At 64.6% G+C, this 21609-nt stretch carries 21 protein-coding genes; 14 read left to right on the forward strand and 7 right to left on the reverse strand.

From position 1 onward, the window contains the following. The first annotated feature begins 6 nt into the window (after positions 1-6). A complete protein-coding gene (locus APH33_RS22965) occupies positions 7-570 on the forward strand; it encodes a TetR/AcrR family transcriptional regulator (RefSeq protein ID WP_054887333.1) in 564 nt (187 codons plus the stop codon). Beyond that, positions 557-1150 (forward strand): DUF4157 domain-containing protein, encoded by a 594-nt coding sequence (locus APH33_RS22970; protein ID WP_054887334.1) that lies wholly within the window; start codon positions 557-559, stop codon positions 1148-1150. Before APH33_RS22965 ends, APH33_RS22970 begins: the two co-directional genes overlap by 14 nt. A gap of 123 nt (positions 1151-1273) precedes the next feature. On the opposite strand, the gene APH33_RS22975 is transcribed toward APH33_RS22970, so the two are convergent. Further along, positions 1274-2266 carry a bile acid:sodium symporter family protein gene (locus APH33_RS22975; RefSeq protein WP_054887335.1) on the reverse strand — a complete coding sequence of 331 codons (993 nt, stop codon included), beginning with the start codon at positions 2264-2266 and terminating at the stop codon, positions 1274-1276. Positions 2267-2387: 121 nt separating this feature from the next. Here APH33_RS22975 and ampC point away from each other — a divergent pair, with 121 nt between their 5' ends. Together ampC and APH33_RS22985 are read left to right on the forward strand one after the other, a co-directional pair. Then, a complete protein-coding gene (gene ampC, locus APH33_RS22980) occupies positions 2388-3524 on the forward strand; it encodes a class C beta-lactamase (protein ID WP_054887336.1) in 1137 nt (378 codons plus the stop codon). 304 nt (positions 3525-3828) lie between these two features. After that, positions 3829-4161 (forward strand): hypothetical protein, encoded by a 333-nt coding sequence (locus APH33_RS22985; RefSeq protein ID WP_054887337.1) that lies wholly within the window; start codon positions 3829-3831, stop codon positions 4159-4161. Between the two features lie 47 nt (positions 4162-4208). On the opposite strand, the gene APH33_RS22990 is transcribed toward APH33_RS22985, so the two are convergent. From APH33_RS22990 to APH33_RS23005, 4 genes are all read right to left on the reverse strand, one after another. After that, positions 4209-4505: a hypothetical protein gene (locus tag APH33_RS22990; RefSeq protein WP_054887338.1), complete on the reverse strand. Its 297-nt coding sequence runs from the start codon at positions 4503-4505 to the stop codon at positions 4209-4211. 160 nt (positions 4506-4665) lie between these two features. Further along, positions 4666-4854, reverse strand: a complete 189-nt coding sequence (locus APH33_RS22995; RefSeq protein ID WP_054887339.1) for a hypothetical protein — start codon at positions 4852-4854, stop codon at positions 4666-4668. Between the two features lie 137 nt (positions 4855-4991). Continuing rightward, positions 4992-5312: a YbjQ family protein gene (locus tag APH33_RS23000; protein WP_054887340.1), complete on the reverse strand. Its 321-nt coding sequence runs from the start codon at positions 5310-5312 to the stop codon at positions 4992-4994. A gap of 59 nt (positions 5313-5371) precedes the next feature. Beyond that, positions 5372-6259: an EamA family transporter gene (locus tag APH33_RS23005; protein WP_054887341.1), complete on the reverse strand. Its 888-nt coding sequence runs from the start codon at positions 6257-6259 to the stop codon at positions 5372-5374. Positions 6260-6492: 233 nt separating this feature from the next. On the opposite strand from APH33_RS23005, the gene APH33_RS23010 reads away from it, so the two are divergent. Beyond that, positions 6493-7890 (forward strand): cytosine permease, encoded by a 1398-nt coding sequence (locus APH33_RS23010; RefSeq protein WP_054887342.1) that lies wholly within the window; start codon positions 6493-6495, stop codon positions 7888-7890. 66 nt (positions 7891-7956) lie between these two features. On the opposite strand, the gene APH33_RS23015 is transcribed toward APH33_RS23010, so the two are convergent. After that, positions 7957-8712 (reverse strand): class II aldolase/adducin family protein, encoded by a 756-nt coding sequence (locus APH33_RS23015; RefSeq protein WP_054887343.1) that lies wholly within the window; start codon positions 8710-8712, stop codon positions 7957-7959. A 53-nt stretch (positions 8713-8765) separates the two neighbouring features. Further along, complete coding sequence (locus APH33_RS23020; RefSeq protein ID WP_054887344.1) at positions 8766-9809, reverse strand: ABC transporter substrate-binding protein; 1044 nt, start codon at positions 9807-9809, stop codon at positions 8766-8768. A gap of 189 nt (positions 9810-9998) precedes the next feature. On the opposite strand from APH33_RS23020, the gene APH33_RS23025 reads away from it, so the two are divergent. The 9 genes from APH33_RS23025 (at position 9999) to APH33_RS23065 (ending at position 21517) form a co-directional block, all read left to right on the forward strand. Then, on the forward strand, positions 9999-11951 hold the full coding sequence (locus APH33_RS23025) for an FAD-dependent oxidoreductase (protein WP_054887345.1): 1953 nt from the start codon (positions 9999-10001) through the stop codon (positions 11949-11951). A gap of 39 nt (positions 11952-11990) precedes the next feature. Next, positions 11991-12593 (forward strand): helix-turn-helix domain-containing protein, encoded by a 603-nt coding sequence (locus tag APH33_RS23030; protein ID WP_054887346.1) that lies wholly within the window; start codon positions 11991-11993, stop codon positions 12591-12593. Between the two features lie 39 nt (positions 12594-12632). Continuing rightward, on the forward strand, positions 12633-13688 hold the full coding sequence (locus tag APH33_RS23035) for a GlxA family transcriptional regulator (protein WP_054887347.1): 1056 nt from the start codon (positions 12633-12635) through the stop codon (positions 13686-13688). Positions 13689-13782: 94 nt separating this feature from the next. Further along, positions 13783-14985: an NAD(P)/FAD-dependent oxidoreductase gene (locus APH33_RS23040; protein WP_054887348.1), complete on the forward strand. Its 1203-nt coding sequence runs from the start codon at positions 13783-13785 to the stop codon at positions 14983-14985. A 160-nt stretch (positions 14986-15145) separates the two neighbouring features. Beyond that, a complete protein-coding gene (gene yghU, locus APH33_RS23045) occupies positions 15146-15985 on the forward strand; it encodes a glutathione-dependent disulfide-bond oxidoreductase (RefSeq protein WP_054887349.1) in 840 nt (279 codons plus the stop codon). A 137-nt stretch (positions 15986-16122) separates the two neighbouring features. Then, positions 16123-17826, forward strand: a complete 1704-nt coding sequence (locus APH33_RS23050; protein WP_054887350.1) for an amidase — start codon at positions 16123-16125, stop codon at positions 17824-17826. 87 nt (positions 17827-17913) lie between these two features. After that, complete coding sequence (locus tag APH33_RS23055; protein ID WP_054887351.1) at positions 17914-18831, forward strand: pyridoxal-phosphate dependent enzyme; 918 nt, start codon at positions 17914-17916, stop codon at positions 18829-18831. A gap of 310 nt (positions 18832-19141) precedes the next feature. Next, positions 19142-20239, forward strand: coding sequence for a carboxynorspermidine decarboxylase (locus APH33_RS23060; RefSeq protein ID WP_054887352.1), 1098 nt, complete (start codon positions 19142-19144; stop codon positions 20237-20239). Between the two features lie 33 nt (positions 20240-20272). Next, entirely contained in the window at positions 20273-21517 is a 1245-nt protein-coding gene (locus tag APH33_RS23065; protein WP_054887353.1) for a saccharopine dehydrogenase family protein, read from the forward strand. The last annotated feature ends 92 nt before the right edge of the window (positions 21518-21609 follow it).

Raw genomic sequence — 21609 nt, forward strand, 5'->3', positions numbered from 1 at the left:
TCGTGCATGCGCTACTCCACCGAACACAAGCAGCAGACTCGCGACAAGCTGCTGGCCAGCAGCGGCGCGCTGGCCAAGCGTGGCGGCTTTTCCAGCACCGGCGTGGCCGGGTTGATGAAGGCCATAGGCCTGACCGGCGGTGCCTTCTACAACCATTTCCCGTCCAAGGACGACCTGTTCACCGAGGTGGTCCGCCAAGAGCTGTGCAACAGCCCGCTGGCCCGCCTGGCCAATCAGGGGGCCAGCCGCGAACGCCTGGCCCGTTGCCTGCAGCAGTACCTGAGCCTGGCCCACCTGCACAATGCCGAGGGCGGCTGCCCGCTGCCACCGCTGGGGGTGGAAATCGCCCGCGCCGAACGGCCTGTGCGCGAAGAGGCCGAGCACTGGCTGGTAGGTTTGCATGGGGCGTGGAGCGAAACCCTGGAAGACCCGGCGCTGGCCTGGGTGCTGATCAGCCAGTGTGTCGGCGCCCTGGTGGTTGGGCGCATGCTGGCCAGCGAGGAGGTGCAACAGCAGTTGCTCGATGCCAGCAAAGGCTTTGTCGACAGGGCATTGAATGAAGGCCATTAACCTGCTGTTGGGGCTACTGCTGGCAGCGCCCGCCCTGGCCGAACAGGCCTGCCCGGCCGGGCAGTACCAGGTGTGCCTGATGGGCTGTTTCTGCGCGCCGATCGACCCTGGCCAGGCCGGGCAGATACTGCAGGATGTCGAAGCCGTAGCGTCGAGCAGCCTGGCGTTTGCCTTGCAGCAGGCACGCGACGAGGCCACCGCCAGCGGCAGTCAACCGATCCCTTTGCACATCCGCGCACAACTGGAGCCCTGGTATGATTTTGCCGTGCTCGATGCAGCGCGCTACCGGGTCGGTGATGAGCAGCAAGTCACGGCGGCCAACGCCATGCTGCAGAACCCGGACGTGAACGCGGTAACCCTGGTCGATACCATCATCTTCCGGCACGCCAGCGATGCCGAGGACAACGTGGCATTGTGGGCACACGAGCTGAAGCATGTGCAGCAGTACCAGCAGCTAGGCGTGAATGAGTTTGCCCGGCGCTACACACGCAACTATGAAGAGCTGGAAGGCCCGGCCTACAAGATCGAGGCCGAAGTCGGGAAGGCATTGCGCGAGCGCAGTGCCGGGCAAGCGAGATAGCCTGTTCCGGCCTCTTGGCGGGTGAACCCGCTCCCACAGGTTCTGCACTGCTCTCAAGACTGGTACACATCCTGTGGGAGCGGGTTTACCCGCGAAGAGGCCAGTACAAGCAACATCTGGCGATCAGGACGAAGCGGTAGCCCCCTCACCCACCTGCTCCCGACTGGCATAGCGCTGTGCCAGTACCGCACACACCATCAACTGAATCTGGTGGAACAGCATCAGCGGCAGAATCATCGCGCCGATGCCGCTCCCCACGAACAGCACCTGGGCCATTGGCACCCCGGTGGCCAGGCTCTTCTTGGACCCGGCAAACAGGATGGTGATGCGGTCTTCCAGGTTGAAGCCCAGCAGCTTGCCCAGCATGCGCGTACCGAACAGCACCACCGCCAGCAGGATGCCGCAGACGGCGAACAGCCCGGCCAGGTGCTGCGGCGACACGGTGTGCCACAGGCCGGTGACCACGGCCTCGCTGAACGCGGTGTACACCACCAGCAGGATCGAACCCTGGTCGACGCTTTTCAGCCAGCGGGCATTCTTCTTGACCCACGCCCCGATCCAGCGGCGTGCCATCTGCCCGGCCACGAAAGGCACCAGCAACTGCAGCGTGATCTTCAACACGGCGTCCAGCCCCGAACCCGTATCGCCACTGGCGCCCAGCAGCATCATTACCAGCAGCGGGGTCAGGAAGATGCCGATCAGGCTGGACGCCGCCGCGCTGCAGATGGCAGCCGGCACGTTGCCGCGGGCCAGCGAGGTGAAGGCGATCGCCGACTGCACGGTGGCTGGCAGCGCGCACAGGTACAACACGCCCAGGTACAGTTCGTTGCCTACCAGCGGCACGAACAGCGGCTTGAACGCCAGGCCCAGCAGCGGGAACATCACGAAGGTACAGGAGAACACCAGCAGGTGCAGGCGCCAATGGCCAGCACCCGCGATGATTGCCTCGCGCGACAACTTCGCACCGTGCAGGAAGAACAGCAGGCCGATCGCCAGGTTGGTCAGCCAGCCGAAATACACCGCGCCGTCGCCCGAGCAAGGCAGCACGGTGGCGATCAGTACCACCCCGAGCAGGCACAGCGTGAAGTTGTCGAACAACATGCGCAAATACTTCATAACAGTTTCCATCTTGTCGTTGTGCAGGGCCTGACGATAAGGTCTTGGGTTTTTTCCCGCTAACGCCGGAACCCCCATTGGTGTCGCTCAACGGACACATCCACGAAAAGGACCCCTTTGCATGCCACGCGTACGTCTAGCTCCACTGCTGATGCTGTTCGGCCTTGCCTCGGCACACGCGGCCGAGCCGCTGCAGGCCCAGGTGGACGAGGTCATCCGGCCGCTGATGAAACAACAGGACATCGCCGGCATGGCCGTGGCGGTTTATGACAACGGCCAGGCCCACTACTTCAGCTATGGTGTGGCCAGCAAGGCCGACGGCAAGCCGGTGAGCGCCGACACCCTGTTCGAAATCGGGTCACTGAGCAAGACCTACACCGCCACCCTCGTGGCGCTGGCCAGTGCCGAAGGCAAGCTCGACCTGGACGCCCCTGCCCGGCGCTACGAGCCGGCCCTGACCGGTGCGCCGTTGGGCGAGGCCAGTGTGCTGGAGCTGGGTGCCTACAGCGCCGACTGCCTGCCACTGCAATTTCCCGATGAGGTGCAGACTGCAGAACAGGCACTGGCATTCCTGCGCAAAAGGAAGGCCCGCAGCGAACCTGGCACTCAGCGCTGCTATTCCAACCCGAGCCTGGGGCTGTTCGGCGACCTCGCGGCACGCGCGCAACACAAGCCATTCGCAGCCGTCATGACCCAGCACCTGCTACCGCAGATGGGCCTGCAGCACACCTACCTGCAGGTGCCAGAAGCGGCAAAGGCCTTGTATGCGCAGGGCTACGACGCGCAAAACCACCCGGTGCGCGTCAGCCCTGGTCCCTATGCCGACGAAGCCTATGGCATCAAGACCAGCGCCAGCGACCTGCTGCGCTACGTGCGTCTGCACATGCAGCCTGCGCAACTGCCGTCGGCGCTGCGCAAAGCCATCGGCATCACCCAGGCGGGCTACTTCAGGGTTGGCAGCATGACCCAGGGCCTGGGCTGGGAGCGCTACCCTTACCCGGTCGCGCTGGACACGCTGGTCGATGGCAACAGCCCGCGCCTGATTCGTGAACCCCAGGCCACCCAGCGCCTGCAGCCGGCGCTTCCGGCCCTGCCTGCCGCCTGGTACAACAAGACCGGCTCCACCAACGGGTTCGGCGCCTACGCTGCCTTCATCCCGTCCCAAGGCAGGGCCATTGTCCTGCTTGCCAACCGCAACTACCCCAACGAAGCCCGAGTTCGGGCGGCCTTCCAGATCCTTTCCGGGCTCGACCGCTGAGTCACCGCCGAACTGATTGCCAGACAATATGACAAGAATGTAGTGAATAAAAATATTCACTACAGAACCATTGACGACGTTCGTCGGCCTTGTGCATGATGAGGCCGTCTCCCTGATCGGGAGCGGTGGCAAGGGTGTTCCAGACGGCTTGCGCGGTAACGCAGGCCGTCCGTGGAGAGGGAATCTGTCCAAAAGGCAGCGTGAGAAAGCCCCTGTTGCGATGCTGCTGTAGCAGCCTTGGTAGTGCGCTACAACCTGTGGCGCCAACTGTGACAATCAACAACAAATAGGTGATGGGGGCTTTATGATGAACTTGAACGACAATCCGACTATCGACCAACTGGCCCAGCTGTTCGCGGTACGCAAGGACAGCCTCGACGACCACCTGCTGTGGGTCAGCCAGACCGGCGAGGTGCGCATCGACCGCCTGCCGCCGAACACGGTCGAAGATGAATTCGAAGCGCACCTGCCCAGCATGCGCGCCCGCTTCAAGGTCTACCGCCGTGGCCAGGGCTACGTCGGCAAGAAGGCCGCCGCCGACACCGAGTTCGTCGGCCGCGTGCTACAGACCCTGCAACAAGAATGGCCCGCCGCCCGTGAGCGGCAGGCAGTCAAGGTGATCGATCCGCTGAACTGAGGGTTGGCCACCACTTAGCGAGCCCGGCCTGCATAGGCCGGGCTTTTTCATGCCCGCTGTCGGCGCTGCGGCATCGGTAACGCACCGATCGCCAGCGCCCGAGCCCGGTTAACCCCCCACACCAGCGCGCGGGTCATGGTTTCGCCGGGCCGCGCCGGGTAGTACTCCTCCAGCAGTGCCCTGCCGTCCTGCCCATAAAGCCCAAGGAACAGTTGTGTCGCGCCGAGCCGCGACAGGCGCACCTGGATATCCAGCGAAGTGCCGTCGCTGAGCACTTCGTCATGGCAGCGGCTATGCAGCTGCGCATCGGCCCACTGCCAATAGGTTTCGTCCCTGAATCGCATGGAAAATCAATCCTCCCTTTCCTGGATGCCGCGCCAGAAGACCACACCTGCGCCGCCGCCGCGAGAGCAACCCGCGGTTACCATGAGCGGGATCAAGCAACTTCAACAAAAACCCCGCCGTTGGGCGGGGATCTGTGAGCAGGTTCACCTTTTGACTGGCCTATTTCCTGGCCGGCACCCGGGGTGTGAAGCGGCCCTTCTTGATGCGCTGCAGGTAGGCAGGCTTGAGGTCTTCCGACTCCTCCAGGGTCATGTGGATGAAGCCGAGGCGAAACGCCGCCTGGCCGCAACGCACCTGGCTATTGATCGGAAATGCATCGTTGCTGTCTTCGAAAAAGGACTCGCTCATGCCCCTATCTCCATTCAGTGGCGACCGCGTCAGCCAGCAATGGGCTGACCTGAAAAACGCGACCTGTGCCAGTGAGACTAGCCGGTCACAAGCGGACCGCTCGGACGAAACCTGCGGACCCGACCAGTGGCATTTAGCTACTTCAGCCGCACGGCAGTACCGGTGGCGAACACCACGACCATGCCGCCCTGCACCGACGGCATGCTGATCTCGAAGTCCACGCCTACCACCGCATCGGCTTGCAACTGCCGTGCCCGCGCCATGAGTTCTTCGGTGGCTTGCGCGCGGGCCTCACGCAGGGCGCTTTCCAGGGTCTGCGAACGGCCGCCGAAGACGTCGCGAACACGTGTGAAGAAATCGCGCACGAAGTTGATGCCCTGCACCGATTCGGAGCTGACAACGCCAAGGTACTCGGCGATCGGGCGGCCCTCGAGCTGGCTGGTGGTGGAGATGATCATGTTGCGCTCCTTGGCCTTGCAAAAAAGGCCAAGTCTAACAAAAGCGCCGGTGGCTTCCGCTATTGCGCACTGGCTGCCCGCAAACGCTGCCCCAGCCTGGGTCCGAACACATTGACCAGTAAACCAAGCATCACCAGCAATGCGCCCCAGCCCTGGGTGGCCGTCAGCCGCTCACCCAGCAACCAGGCTGACGAACTCAGGCCGATTACCGGCACCAGCAGCGAAAACGGCGCCACCTTGCCCGCAGGGTGGCGCGACAGCAGCTTGCCCCACAGGCTGTAACCGATCATGGTGGCGACGAAGGCCAGGTACGCAAGCGCCAGTACCGAGCTCCAGCCGATATTGGCCAGTGCATGACCAATCCGCTCCGGCCCTTCCAGCCACCACGACAACGCCAGGAACGGCAGCGGTGGAATCAGCCCGCCCCAGATCACCAGCGCCACCAGGTCGACCGAGCCAAAGCGGCGGGTAATGATGTTGCCCATGCCCCACATGGCCCCGCCACACAAGGTCAGCAGCAGCGCCACCAGCGGTACATGGCCGCTGTCCTCGCTACCGATCAGCGCCAGGCCGCTGGCCGCTACCAGCAACCCCAGCACACTCGCCAGGCGCAGCCGCTCCCCCAGGAACAGCGCGGCAAAACCGAGGGTGAAAAACGCCTGCGACTGCAGCACCAGCGACGCCAGGCCCGGTGGCATGCCGCTGTACATGGCCTGGAACAGGAAGGCGAACTGGCCCAGGGAGATGGTCGCGCCATAGGCGATCAGCCAGCCCCAAGGCAGCTTCGGCCGCTTGACCAGCAGCACAGCCGGAAACGCCACCAGCAGAAAACGCAATGCTCCGAGCAGCATCGGCGGCAAGCCATCGAGGCCGACCTTGATGACCACGAAATTGACTCCCCAGGCGACAATCACCACCAGGGCGATCAGTAGGTCCTTGAGCGGCATTGCAGCTTCCTTCTTCGGGCGTTCTAGACATATTTCGTAACAGCATAAGGCCATTTTCCGCCCACGGACCAGCACAGTTATGGCCAACCCTTGCGCTACAGATTGGCTGTTATGCCCAGCAGTCTTCACTTGACCCTACTTGTATAGACATGATGATATCGGGCAGACGCCATCCGCGCAGCGCGCCGGCGATGGCCCTCCCCTGACACAAGAACAATGAAGTGGAGCCCTCAATGTCCCGCAAATCCGTGCTCGAACGGCGCTCTATCGACTACATCCCGGAAGCCGAGCGCCATGGCAAGCTGTACAGTCAGTTCACCCTCTGGCTCGGCGCCAACCTGCAAATCACCGCCATCGTCACCGGCGCCCTGGCCGTGGTGCTCGGCGGCGACGTGTTCTGGTCGCTGATCGGTCTGCTGCTGGGCCAGTTGATCGGCGGCGCGGTCATGGCCTTACATGCCGCCCAGGGCCCGCGCCTTGGCCTGCCGCAGATGATCTCCAGCCGCGTGCAGTTCGGCGTGTATGGCGCGGCCATCCCGATGGTGCTGGTGTGCCTGATGTACCTGGGCTTCACCGCCACCGGCACGGTGCTGTCCGGGCAAGCCATTGGCCAGTTGCTGAGCGTCAGCGACAGCACCGGCATCCTCATCTTCGCCTCGGTGATCGTGCTCGCCACCCTGGCCGGCTACCGGGTAATCCACTGGATCGGCCGGGTCGCCAGCGTGCTGGGCATCATTGCCTTCGTCTACCTGTTCAGCCGCATCCTGATGCTCGCCGACATCGGCCAGTTGCTGGAAAACCGTCACTTCAGCTGGGCCAGCTTCCTGCTCTCGGTGTCGCTGGCGGCCTCCTGGCAGATCGCCTTCGGCCCCTACGTGGCAGACTACTCGCGCTACCTGCCGAGCAGCACCTCGCCGGTGAAGACCTTCCTCGCCGCCGGCCTGGGTTCGGTCGTCGGCGCGCAGGCGTCGATGATTCTCGGCGTGTTTGCTGCGGCCATCGCCGGCGGGCAGTTCTCCGGGCGTGAAGTGGCCTACATCGTCGGCCTCGGCGGCGCCGGTACCACTGCGGCGTTGCTGTACTTCAGCATCGCCTTCGGCAAGGTGACCATCTCGACACTGAACTCCTATGGCAGCTTCATGTGCATCGCCACCATCATCAGCGGCTTCCGTGGCCACCTGGCGATCAGCCGCGTGCAACGCCTGGTGTTCGTGCTGGCCATTGTCGGTGCCGCCACGCTGGTCGCCTTGCTCGGCCAGCACTCGTTCCTTAGTGCGTTCAAATCGTTCATCCTGTTCCTGCTGACCTTCTTCGTGCCCTGGAGCGCGGTCAACCTGGTGGACTACTACTTCATCACCAAGGAGCGCTACGACATCCCGGCCCTGGCCGACCCGCAAGGCCGCTATGGCCGCTGGAACTGGCCTGGCATCAGTGTCTATACCCTTGGCGTGCTGGTGCAGATGCCGTTCATCGACACCAAGCTGTACACCGGCCCCATGGTCGCGCACCTGGGGGGTGTGGATGTGTCGTGGCTGATCGGGCTGGTAGTGCCGAGCGTGCTGTACTACTGCGTGGCGCGCCGACGAGCCGCCGAAGCCCCCGCCAGCATGATCGTGCCGCAGGCGCGCTGATGGCCGTGTCCTGAGTTTTCTTGCACCGGCCTCTTCGCGGCGGTTCGACGCGAAGAGGCCGGCCAGTCAGTCGCGATAGTCTGGAGCAATGCGCTCCAGCATCCGCAATAAAGCCGCCCACGCCAGCTGCAGCGCATCCGGGTCATTCAGCTCGCCCTGCTTCAACCCGCGCATCGGCTCATTGAACTGCCGCTCGGTATGCGCACACACCGCCTCCGGCGGCAACACCAGTTGCCCGGCACTCTGCGCCGCCAGCTGAATGTCGCACGCCTTCTCCAGGTAATACATGCGCAAGAACGCCTCGGCCACCGAGCGCCCGGTAGTCAGCAAGCCATGGTTGCGCAGGATCATCACCGGCTTGTCACCCAGGTCCGCCACCAGCCGTTGCTGCTCGTCCAGGTCGAGCGCGATACCTTCGTAGGTGTGGTAGGCGACCTTGCCATGGAACTCCATCGACATCTGGTTGACCGGCAGCAAGCCGCACTCCAGCGCCGCCACCGCGCAACCGGCGCGGGTATGGGTGTGCAGCACGCACTGGGCGTCTTCACGGGCGGCATGGATGGCACTGTGGATGACGAAGCCGGCCGGGTTGACCGGGTATTCGGTAGGTTCCACCGGCCGGCCTTGCAGGTCGATCTTCACCAGGCTCGAGGCGGTGATTTCGTCGAACAGCAGGCCGTAGGGGTTGATCAGGAAATGGTGTTCGGGGCCCGGCAAGCGCAGGGAGATATGGGTGAAAATCAGGTCCGACATGCGGAAATGGGCAATCAGGCGATAGCAGGCGGCCAGTTGCTGGCGCAGGGTATGTTCCGTGGCGGTCATTGTTGTTCTTCCTGTTGGAATCTGGGGCTGCAAAGCAGCCCCGATAAACTACGTCATTTGCTCGCCCAGGCATTGAAGCGTTGCTCCAGCTCCTCGCCGTGATCGACCCAGAACTCCACATTCATCGCCAAGGCGCCCTGCAGGTTCTCCGGCGAGGTCGGCACCCAACTGGCCAGCGCCGGGTCAAGCTTGGCCGCCGCCTTGGTATTGGTCGGCCCGTAGGGGATCTGCTCGACGTAACGCACCTGGGTATCCGGCTGGTTGGCATAGCTGATCAGGCGCTTGGCCTGGTCGACGTGCTTCGAGCCCTTGATGATCGCCCAGTAGTCCATGCCATACAGGCTGCCAGGCCAGACCACCGCCAGCGGGCTGCCGTGCTGAGCGGCCACGGCGATGCGGCCGCTGTAGGTCGAGGTCATCACCACATCACCCGCCGTCAGCCACTGCGCCGGTTGCGCGCCGGCCTCCCACCACTGGATGTACGGTTTGAGCTCGGTGAGCTTGGCAAAGGCACGCTCGACACCCGCCGGGGTCGACAGCACCTTGTACACGTCATCGACCTTGACCCCGTCGGCCAGCAAGGCGAACTCAAGGTTGTACACCGCGCGCTTGCGCAGGCCGCGTTTGCCCGGGTACTTCTGCACGTTCCAGAAATCGGCCCACGAGGTCGGTGCCTGGGCCAGCTTGTCGCGGTCGTAGGCGATTGCCACGCTCCACACCAGCGCCGCCGAGCCGCAGGCCTGGGCCGCCGCGGGGATCAGTTCGGCGGCATGCCCCAGGCGCTGCCAGTCGAGGTGCTCGTAGATGCCCTCGTCGCAGCCGCGCATCAGGTCTGGCCCCTCGATCTGCACCACGTCCCAGTCGACATTGCCGGTATCGGCCATCACCTGGATGCGCGCCATCTCGCCGTTGTATTCGCTCTGGATCAACTTACTGCCGTCCTGGGCGCTGAAAGGCTGGAAGATCGCCACATCCTGGGCTTTCTGACCGGCGCCGCCATAGCCGACCACGACCATCTGCGGCGCCGCTTGCGCACTGCCCAGGCCGAAGGCCAGGAGCGCTGCGCAAAGGCCGGTACTGCGAGGAAATGCCTGCATCGAGTTGCCTCCTGTCGGTGCCGTCCAGCGTTTAGCTCGAAGGCCCGTTTCTTGTTGTAGTGAGGTCACGCGCCACTGCCGTGGCTGGGAAAAAGCTAGTCGGGCACTAGTAAAAAAACAAGTTGATTTTTTACTGGCGCTACACTTTCATGAGAAAAACAAGAACGACACCGCACCGGAGCCGCCCGCATGACGACCGCCTTCGCCCACCTGTTCGAACCCCTGCAGATCCGCGGCAAACGCCTGAAGAACCGCATCATGTCGACCGGCCACGACACTTGCCTGCCCACCGACAACCTGGTCAACGACAAGCTCATCGCCTACCAGCGCGCCCGTGCCGCCGGCGGGGTCGGCCTGATCGTGCTGCAGGTGGCCGGGGTGCATGACAGTGCCCGCTACACCTCGCACGTGCTGATGGCCACCGACGACGCCTGCATCGACGGCTACCGGCGCCTGGCCGAGGCCTGCCATGCCCACGGCACGGTGGTGCTGTCGCAACTGTTTCACCCGGGTCGGGAGATCATGGAGTCGGCGGATGGCCTGCTGGCAGTGGCCTATTCGGCCTCGTCGGTGCCCAACGAGCGCTTCCGGGTCATGCCGCGGGCGCTGGACCAGGCGATGATCGACGAAATCGTCCAGGGCTATGCCAGCGCCGCCCGGCGCCTGCACCAGGCCGGCCTGGACGGTGTCGAGGTAGTGGCCAGCCATGGCTACCTGCCGGCGCAGTTCCTCAACCCGCGGGTCAACCAGCGCACCGACGGCTACAACGGCGACCTGGAACAGCGCCTGCGCTTTCTGCGCGAGGTGCTGGCAGCGGTCAGGGCGGCCACCGACGAGCCGTTCATCGTCGGCCTGCGCATCAGCGCCGACGAACGCGACAGCGAAGGCCTCAGCGAGGACGAATCGCTCGCTGCCGCCCAGGCCCTGCAAGACCAGGTCGACTACCTGCACATCGTCGCCGGTACCTCGGCGTCGCTGGGCGGTGCCGTGCATATCGTGCCGCCCATGGCCATCGCCCCGGCCTACCTGGCGCGCGAGGCCGGCACCTTCAAGCAGCACCTGGACATCCCACTGTTCGTCACCGGGCGCATCAACCAGCCGCAGGAAGCCGAACTGATCCTGGCCCGTGGCCAGGCCGACGTGTGTGGCATGACCCGCGCCCTGATCTGCGACCCGCAGATGCCGGCCAAGACCGAGCGCGGCCAGGTCGAGGACGTGCGCGCCTGCATTGCCTGCAACCAGGCCTGCATCGGCCACTTCCACCGCGGCCTGCCGATCTCCTGTATCCAGCACCCGGAAACCGGGCGCGAGTTGCAGTACGAACACCCAGCCCCCGCTACTGCGCGCAAGCGCATCCTGGTAGCGGGCGGCGGCCCCGCTGGCATGAAAGCCGCAGCCGTGGCTGCGGCCCGCGGGCATGACGTCACGCTGTACGAAGCCAGTACACAACTCGGCGGCCAGATACAGCTTGCCCAGATGCTGCCCCGGCGCAGCGAGTTCGGCGGCGCCAGCACCAACCTGCAGCGCGAGATGGAACTGGCTGAGGTTCGCGTAGTACGTAATACACGTGTTGATCGCGCATTGGTCGAACGTGAACGCCCCGACCTGGTGATTGCCGCTACCGGCGCCACGCCCTACTGGCCCTCGTTCGAACGTAGCGGCGAGCTGCAGGTGGTGGATGCCTGGCAGGTTCTGCGCAATGAAGTCGCTCTTGGCCCCTCGGTGCTGGTGATCGATTGGCGCTGCGACTGGATCGGCCCCGGCATCGCCGAGCGCCTGACTCGAGATGGCCACCAGGTGCAGCTGGCGGTGAACGGCACCCACTGCGGCGAAACCCTGCCGCTGTACGTGCGCGACCAGATGGCCGGCGAGCTGCACCGCCTGGGCATCCCGATCACACCTTATGCCCGCCTGTACGGGTGCGACGACAACACCGTCTACCTGCAGCAGACCGCCAGCGGCCAACCAATGATCTTCGAAGGTATCGACACCCTGGTACTGTGCCTCGGCCACCAACCTCAGGACACCCTGGCAGCAGAACTGGCCGGCCTGGTGGAGGTGCGGCGCATCGGCGACTGCCTGGCCCCACGCACGGTCGAGGAGGCGATCCATGAAGGCCTGACAGTTGCCTGGGCGCTCTGAGCCTGTCCATACTGCGGCTTTCCCGATGGACCGAAGCGCATGAGCCAGCAACCCCAGTTTCCGCCCGCCGCCGAAGACGGCGGCAGCGCGCCGCAGTTCCTCGGTGGCCGCATCCGCGGCCTGCGCAAGCGCCGCGGCATGACCCTGGCGGAGCTGGCGGCGCACAGCGAGCTGACCGCCGGCTACATCAGCCAGCTGGAACGCAACCTGTCGTACCCGTCGATCCCGGCGCTGTTCAACATCGCCCGCAGCCTCGGGGTGACCATCCAGTGGTTCTTCGCCAGCGAAGCCACCACCGCCCCCGAAGACCAAGGTTACGTGGTGCGGCGCAACAGCCGGCTGAGCGTGCATTACGAGGACGGCATCGTCGACCAGCTGCTCACGCCGCAACCCAACCGCCAGCTGGAGATGCTGCACTCGCGTTTTCCACCAGGCACCTACAGCCAGCAGAGCTACAGCCATGAAGGTGACGAAGCGGGTTACGTGCTCTCGGGCAGTTTCGAGGTGTGGGTTGGCGAGCGTCACTTCCTGCTGGGCGAAGGCGACAGCTTCAGCTTCTCCAGTCAGGAGCCGCACCGCTATGGCAACCCTGGCGAGGTGGATGCCGTGATCATCTGGGTGATCACTCCGCCAACATTCTGAATCCGAGGATGCCATCACCACCAGGCGACGCCCGATACGATGACCGAGCCCAATCAGCAACTCGACCCACCGCTGCTCCCCGTCGACCACCCAAGGGTGCTGGTCTTCGTCGCCTATCCGCAGATGGGCCTGCTCGACCTCAGTGGCGCGCAGACCGTGTTCTGGGCCGCGACCAAGGCCATGGCCGAGCGCGGCCTGCCAGGCTACCGGCTGCACACCGCCAGCCTGGAAGGTGGCCTGCAGCAAACGGCCGAAGGCCTGGTTGTCGCCAGCGAGCGGCTGGACGATGTCATGACGCAAACCGTCGACACGCTGATCGTGCCCGGCGCCCCCGACATCATCCGCAGCCTCCCCGATCACGGCCCGCTGATCACCTGGTTGCGCCGTGCCAGCCACCACGCCAGGCGCACCGCTTCGGTCTGCAGCGGTACCTTCCTGCTGGCCAGTGCCGGCCTGCTCGATGGCCGGCGCGCCGCCACCCACTGGGCCATGTGCGAGGTATTGCGCCGCGACTTCCCGGCCGTGGAAGTGGACCCTGAATCGATCTTCGTCCAGCAGGGCAGCGTCTGGACCTCTGCCGGTGTGAGCGCGGGTATCGACATGGTCCTGGCCCTGGTCGAACTGGACTGCGGCCGCGACGTGGCGATGCAGGTGGCGCGCGAGCTGGTGGTATTCCTCAAGCGCCCCGGCGGCCAGGCCCAGTTCAGCGAACTGCTCAAGTCCCAGGGCCAGGACGCGGGGGCGTTCGAGGCGCTGCACCTATGGCTCAACCAGCATCTGCACGACCCACGACTCAGCGTCGAGCATCTGGCCGAACAGGCGCACATGAGCCTGCGCAACTTCACCCGGGTATACAAGCAGAAAACCGGCCGCACCCCGGCCAAGGCCATCGAGGTGTTCCGCCTCGAAGCGGCGCGGCGGCTGCTGGAGAACAGTGACGGCCACATCGAGCAAGTTGCCCGCCAGTGCGGTTTCGGCAGCGAAGAGCGCATGCGCCTGGCCTTCCAGCGCCACCTGGCGGTGACCCCTCGCGACTACCGGGCGCGCTTTGCCCGCACGGTACCTTTGGCCGAAATTCAGGGTTCTCTGGCCTAGGGTGCGGCACCTGGCCGGTCGTAACATCGTTGACCGCAATGACGGTCTGTCTTGTCTACCGGTCTTTCCTCATGGACTACCCAGGAGCATAACGATGAAGAATATCCTGATCATTGGCGCCGGCTTCGCAGGCCTGTGGAGCGCCCTGAGCGCCATCCGGCAACTGGACCTGCACGGCCGCCGGGATGTCCAGGTGACACTGCTCGCCCCCCAGGCCGAACTGCATGTGCGCCCGCGCTTCTACGAACCTGAAGTGCATACCATGGCGGCACCGCTGCAGGAACTGTTCGATGCGGTGAACGTGCGCTTCGTCCACGGCACGGCCTTCGATGTCGATGAAGCCGAGCAGCGCGTACGCTACCGCACGTCATCCGGCACCGAATGCAACCTGCCCTACGACCGCCTGATCATGGCCTGCGGCAGCGTGCTCAATCGCCCGGACATGGTGGGTATCGAGCACGTCTTCGATGTCGACAAGATCGACAGCGCCGCGCGCCTCGAAACCCACCTCAAGTCCCTGGCCGACCTGCCCGAGAGCCCCGCACGCAACACCGTGGTGGTAGCCGGCGGCGGCTTTACCGGTATCGAGACCGCCACGGAACTGCCGACGCGCCTGCGCGCCATTCTCGTTGAGGACGCCAGGCTACGGGTGGTTGTGGTCGACCGCGGGGCGAAGATCGGCGCCGCGCTGGGTGACGGCATCCGCCCGGCCATCGAACAGGCCTGCGAGGCGCTGGGCATCGAGTGGATCTGCGGCACCACTGTCGCCTCGGTGGACCGTGACGGGGTGCTGCTGGACGACGGCCAGCGCATCGACGCCGCCACGGTCATCTGGACCGTGGGCTTCAAGGCCAACCCGCTGACCGAACAGATCAGCGGCGAGCGCGACCGCCAAGGCCGGCTGCATGTCGACGGCAACCTCAAGGTCATCGGCAATGACGCGGTCTACGCGGCCGGGGACGTGGCCTATGCCGCCTGCGACAACCAGGGCAACTTCGCGGTGATGTCGTGCCAGCATGCCATTCCGCTGGGGCGCTATGCCGGCAACAACGCAGCGGCCGAGCTGATCGGCGTGGCACCGATGACCTACAGCCAGCCCAAGTACGTGACCTGCCTCGACCTTGGCGCCTGGGGCGCGGTGTATACCGAGGGCTGGGAGCGCACCGTCTCGCCACCGACCGACAAGGCCGAGGCCAAGCTGCTGAAAGCGCAGATCAACTCGATCTGGATCTATCCGCCGATGGCGGACCGTACGGCGGCCCTGGCGGCGGCGGACCCGACCATTCCCGTAGCCTGACCCTGCGCATTCGCGGGTACGCCCCGCGAATGCCCCCACCCATTCCCCATGCAGCCCGTGCCCGCGCCCAATGCATTTGCGCTTTTCTCCGAACCCGTGGCATAGATGCAGGTCAACGTCTTTGGCTGACTGCCTTCGCGACTTCCCAGGAGAACCCTGCATGAGCAAGCACCCTTACGTCCCGCCCAAGGTCTGGCGCAACGACGCGGCCTCCGGCGGCCAGTTCGCCAGCATCAACCGGCCGATCGCCGGGCCGACCCATGACAAGGACCTGCCCGTCGGCAAGCACCCGCTGCAGCTGTACTCCCTGGCCACCCCCAACGGTGTCAAGGTCACCATCCTGCTCGAAGAACTGCTCGCCCTGGGCCACAGCGGCGCCGAATACGACGCCTGGCTGATCCGCATCGGCGACGGTGACCAGTTTTCCAGCGGCTTCGTCGAGGTCAACCCCAACTCGAAGATTCCCGCCCTGCTCGACCGCAGCGCTGAACCGCCGGTGCGGGTGTTCGAGTCCGGTTCGATCCTGCTGCACCTGGCGGAAAAGTTCGGCGCCTTCCTGCCCAAGGCACCCGCCGCACGCACCGAAACCCTCAACTGGCTGTTCTGGCAGATGGGCGCCGCGCCTTACCTGGGCGGCGGCTTCGGCCACTTCTATGTGTACGCGCCGGACAAGATCGAGTACGCGATCAACCGCTTCACCATGGAAGCCAAGCGCCAGCTCGACGTGCTGGAGCGCCGCCTGGCGGTAAGCCGCTACCTCGGCGGCGACGAATACAGCATCGCCGACATCGCCGTGTGGCCATGGTACGGCCAGCTGGTGCGCGGCAACCTGTATGGCGCGGCGGAATTCCTGGCGGTGGATGAATACCCACAGGTCAAGCGCTGGGCCGAGGAAATCGCCCAGCGCCCGGCCGTGCAGCGTGGCACCCGGGTCAACCGTACCTGGGGCGATGAAGCCAGCCAGGTGCCCGAGCGGCACTCGGCGGCCGACCTTGACTGAAGCTGTCGGGGGCCGCTGGGCGGCCCCGACAATGCCCCGTTGCAAAAAACCATTTCTGCCGCGCAAACCTCCCAGCCCTGATCCCTTCTTGTACACTCCTCGCACTAGCCCCAACCTGCACAAATTTTGGTGAAAGCATGATCGAGGTAACCGAGGTTTCCATTGCCGAGCTGCGCGACGCACTCGAAACGGGCCGCACGACGGCGGTCGAGCTGGTCAAGGCCTACCTGGCGCGCATCGACGCCTACGATGGAGCCGACACCGCCACCGCGTTGAACGCCGTGGTCGTACGCAACCCTGATGCGCTCAAGGAAGCCGAGGCCTCCGACGCCCGCCGCGCCAAGGGCCAGACCCTGAGCCCGCTGGACGGCATCCCCTACACCGCCAAGGACAGCTACCTGGTCAAGGGCCTGACCGCCGCCTCCGGCAGCCCCGCGTTCAAGGACCTGGTCGCCCAGCGCGACGCTTTCACCATCGAACGCCTGCGCGCCGCCGGTGCCGTGTGCCTGGGCAAGACCAACATGCCACCGATGGCCAATGGCGGCATGCAGCGTGGCGTCTACGGCCGCGCCGAAAGCCCGTACAACGCCAAGTACCTGACCGCACCGTTCGCCTCCGGCTCGTCGAACGGCGCCGGTACCGCCACCGCCGCCAGCTTCAGCGCCTTCGGCCTGGCCGAAGAAACCTGGTCGAGCGGCCGCGGCCCTGCCTCGAACAATGGCCTGTGCGCCTACACCCCGTCGCGTGGCGTGATCTCGGTACGTGGCAACTGGCCGCTGACTCCGACCATGGACGTAGTGGTGCCGTATGCCCGAACCATGGCCGACCTGCTGGAAATCCTCGACGTGGTGGTTGCCGACGATGCCGACAAACGCGGCGACCTGTGGCGCCTGCAGCCATGGGTACCGATCCCGGCTGCCTCTTCGGTGCGCCCGGCGTCCTACCTGGACCTGGCTGTCGATGCCAGCTCGCTCAAGGGTAAACGTTTTGGCGTACCGCGCATGTACATCAATGCCGACGCTGAAGCCGGCACCTCGGAGAAGCCGGGCATCGGTGGCCCGACCGGCCAGCGCATCGTCACCCGCGACAGCGTCATCGCCCTGTGGCAACAGGCTCGCCAGGCCCTGGAAGCGGCTGGCGCCGAAGTGCTGGAAGTGGACTTCCCGCTGGTGTCCAATTGCGAAGGCGACCGCCCGGGGGCGCCGACCGTCTACAACCGCGGCATCGTCAGCAAGGAATTCCTCCATGACGAGCTGTGGGAGCTGTCGGGCTGGGCCTTCGACGACTTCCTGCGGGCCAACGATGACCCCAAGCTCAACCGCCTGGCCGATGTCGACGGCCCGCAGATCTTCCCCCACGACCCGGGCACCCTGCCCAACCGTGAGGACGACCTGGCCGCGGGCATGGACGAATACGTCAACATGGCCAAGCGCGGCCTGAAGACCTGGGACCAGATCGAGACCCTGCCCGATGGCCTGCGCGGGCTGGAAAAGACCCGCAAGCTTGACCTCGAAGACTGGATGGACGCGCAGGGCCTGGACGCCGTACTGTTCCCGACCGTGGCCGATGTCGGCCCGGCCGATGCCGACGTCAACCCGGCCTCGGCCGACATCGCCTGGAGCAACGGCATCTGGGTGGCCAACGGCAACCTGGCGATCCGCCACCTGGGCGTGCCGACCGTGACCGTGCCGATGGGTGTGATGGCTGATATCGGCATGCCGGTGGGCCTGACCTTTGCAGGCAAGGCCTATAGCGACAATGCGCTGCTGAGCTTTGCTGCGGCCTTTGAATCGACCGGTTCGCGCCGGATGGTACCGCCGCGTACCCCGCCGCTGGGCTGATCATCCTGGCCCCAGCGTCGCCTTGCCGATGCTGGGGCCAGCTGGTATGACAGGCTTCCTTTGTATTGCGCAGACCAGAAGGCTCACATGTCCCTGCATATCCAGACGCCCCTCCTTGAATCCCGCCCTCTGTCGCTTGCCGCCGGCCGCTCGGTCTGGCTGAAAATCGACGCCCTGCAGCCCTGTGGCTCGTTCAAGCTGCGCGGTGTCGGCCATGCCTGCGAGGTGCATCATGCCCGTGGCGCGCGCCATTTCGTCTCCTCGTCGGGCGGCAATGCCGGGCTGGCGGTGGCCTATGCCGGGCGCAAGCTGGGGGTGCCGGTGACCGTGGTGGTGCCCGAGACCACCACCGAACGGGCCAAGGAGCTGCTGCGCCTGGAAGACGCCAAGGTGGTGGTGCATGGCAGCTCGTGGCAAGAAGCCAATGAACTGGCACTGACCCTGGTCGGTGCCGGCGATGCCTTCATCCACCCGTTCGACGACCCGCTGCTATGGGCCGGGCATGCCAGCCTGGTCGACGAAGTGGCGGCGGGCGGCTTGAAACCGGATGCGGTGGTCCTGTCGGTGGGCGGCGGCGGCCTGCTCAGTGGCGTGGTCGAAGGCTTGCAGCGTAACGGCTGGGGCGATGTGCCGGTGCTGGCGGTGGAAACCACAGGGGCCGCTTCGCTGCATGCGGCCATGCAGGCCGGGCACACAGTGGAACTGCCGGGCATCGCCTCGGTGGCCAGCTCGCTGGGCGCCAAGCGCGTGGCCGAACAGGCTTTGGCCTGTACCCGGCAGCATCCGGTGCACTGTCATCTGGTCAGCGACCGGGCAGCACTGGAAGCCTGTGAGCGCTTCCTGCTGGACCATCGGGTACTGGTGGAGCCCGCGTGTGGCGCGGCATTGGCACTGGCTTACTCGGCAGAGGCGTTGGCTGGCTACCAGCATGTGCTGGTGGTGGTTTGTGGGGGAGCTACTGCAACGCTGGAGCAGATTCAGGCGTGGTTGAAGCAGGCGCAATGAACGGCGGTATGGCCGCCGGGTGCTCGCCTAGGCCTTTTCGGCGCCTGTGGGACCGAGCACCGCCCGCGATGCACCGCTCGGGCGGCGCTCGGTCCCACAGACGCAAAAATGCCATGGCGAACATATGCCATCGGTCACGCTGTCATCAGGATGTTCATTTCCCCCTGTATTACTGAACCCGCCGCTGCCGAATCATTTCACCTGCAACAACCGCCACGCAGACGAAATACACCATCCGCCCTTTCGATCTGCGGCAAGTGAAGGCACAATGCGGATCTTTTTTTTGGCCGGCCTGGCCGGGGGCCTTTAAATGATCAAGACGCCGTACTACCTCATCGACAAAACCAAGCTCCTGCGCAACATGGAGAAGATCGCCTACGTGCGTGAAAACTCCGGTGCCAAGGCGCTGCTCGCCCTCAAGTGCTTCGCCACCTGGTCGGTGTTCGACCTGATGCAGCAGTACATGGACGGCACCACGTCGTCCTCGCTGTTCGAGCTCAAGCTCGGCCGCCAGAAGTTCGCCGGCGAAACCCACGCCTACAGCGTGGCCTGGGCCGATGACGAAATCGAGGAAATGCTCGAGAACTGCGACAAGATCATCTTCAACTCGATCGGCCAGCTGCAGCGTTTCGCCGAACAGTCCGAAGGCAAGGTCCGCGGCCTGCGCGTCAACCCGCAGGTGAGCAGCTCCGACTACCTGCTGGCCGACCCGGCCCGCCCGTTCAGCCGCCTCGGCGAGTGGGACCCGGCGAAGATCGAACAGGTGATCGAACAGATCTCCGGCTTCATGTTCCACAACAACTGCGAGAACGGTGACTTCGGCCTGTTCGACCAGATGCTGATACACATCGAAGAGCGCTTCGGCCACCTGCTGCACAAGGTCGAGTGGGTCAGCCTGGGTGGCGGCATCCATTTCACCGGTGAGGGGTATGCCCTGGATGCCTTCTGTGCACGCCTGAAAGCCTTCTCCGAGCGATACGGCGTGCAGGTGTACCTGGAGCCGGGCGAAGCGGCCATCACCAACAGCGCCTCGCTGGAAGTGACCGTGCTCGACACCCTGTACAACGGCAAGCACCTCGCCGTGGTCGACAGCTCGATCGAAGCGCACCTGCTCGACCTGCTGATCTACCGCCTCAACGCCAAGATGGCCCCCAACGACGGCGAGCACACCTACATGGTCTGCGGCAAGTCGTGCCTGGCCGGTGACATCTTCGGCGAGTACCAATTCGATCGTCCGCTGGCCATCGGCGACCGTCTGTCGTTCATCGACACCGCCGGCTACACCATGGTCAAGAAAAACTGGTTCAACGGCCTGAAGATGCCATCGATCGTGGTCAAGCAGCTCGACGGCAGCGTCGAGGTGGTGCGCGATTTCGGTTTCGAAGACTACGTTTCCAGCCTGTCGTAAGACCGGCTACCCAAGTAAGGAGCAACAGGTAAATTGAAGAAGAACGTTCTTATCATTGGTGCAGGAGGTGTCGCCAAGGTGGTGGCCCACAAGTGCGCGCAGCATAACGACGAACTGGGTCGTATCGCTATCGCGTCACGGAACATCTCCAAATGCCAGGCCATCATCGACAGCGTCAAGGCCAAGGGTAGCCTCAAGGTGCCCGCCGACATCCAGGCCTTCTCGCTCAACGCCCTCGATGTCGAGGCGACCAAGGCACTGATCCGCGAGACCGAATCGCAGATCGTGATCAACGTCGGTTCCGCCTTCCTCAACATGTCGGTGCTGCGTGCCTGCATCGATACCGGTGTCGCCTACCTGGACACCGCCATCCACGAAGAGCCGGGCAAGATCTGCGAGACCCCGCCGTGGTACGGCAACTACGAGTGGAAACACCTCGAAGAGTGCCAACAAAAGAACATTACCGCCATTCTCGGTGTCGGTTTCGACCCGGGTGTGGTGAACAGCTACGCAAAACTTGCGCAACAGCAATACTTCGACAGCATTGATTCGATCGACATTCTCGACGTCAACGCCGGTTCGCACGGCAAGTACTTTGCCACCAACTTCGACCCGGAAATCAACTTCCGCGAGTTTACCGGGCAAGTATGGAGCTGGCAGAACAGCCAGTGGACCAGCAACACCATGTTCGAAGTCAAGCGTACCGACGACCTGCCGGTGGTCGGTTCGCAGAACCTGTACCTGACAGGTCACGACGAAGTTCATTCGATCTCGAAGAACCTCAACGTACCGAACGTGCGTTTCTGGATGAGCTTCGGCGAGCACTACATCAATGTGTTCACCGTGCTGAAGAACCTCGGCCTGCTCTCCGAACAACCGGTGAAGACGGCCGAGGGCCTGGAAGTGGTCCCGCTGAAAGTGGTCAAGGCCGTACTGCCTGACCCGGCCTCGCTGGCCCCGGGCTACACCGGCAAGACCTGCATCGGTGACCTGGTGAAGGGCACCAAGGACGGTAAGCCGCGTGAAGTGTTCATCTACAACGTGGCCGACCACGAAGAAGCCTACGCCGAGACCGACAGCCAGGGTATCTCCTATACCGCCGGTGTACCGCCGGTGGCTGCGGCTCTGCTGGTCGCCCGTGGTGAGTGGGACGCCAAGCGCATGGTCAACGTCGAAGAGTTGCCAGCCGAGCCGTTCCTCAAGGCGCTGGACGTGATGGGCCTGCCGACCCGCGTGAAAGATGAAAATGGCGATCGTCCGTGGGACGCTGAAGCCTGAGCCGTAAACCAGAAGGGGCGCCAACATGGCGCCCCTTCTGCATTTGCAGGCCCGGCCTCTTCGCGGGCTCGCCCGCTCCCACAGGTACTGCG

This window comes from Pseudomonas sp. NBRC 111130 (genome assembly GCF_001320485.1).
GTDB classification, from domain to species: domain Bacteria; phylum Pseudomonadota; class Gammaproteobacteria; order Pseudomonadales; family Pseudomonadaceae; genus Aquipseudomonas; species Aquipseudomonas vlassakiae.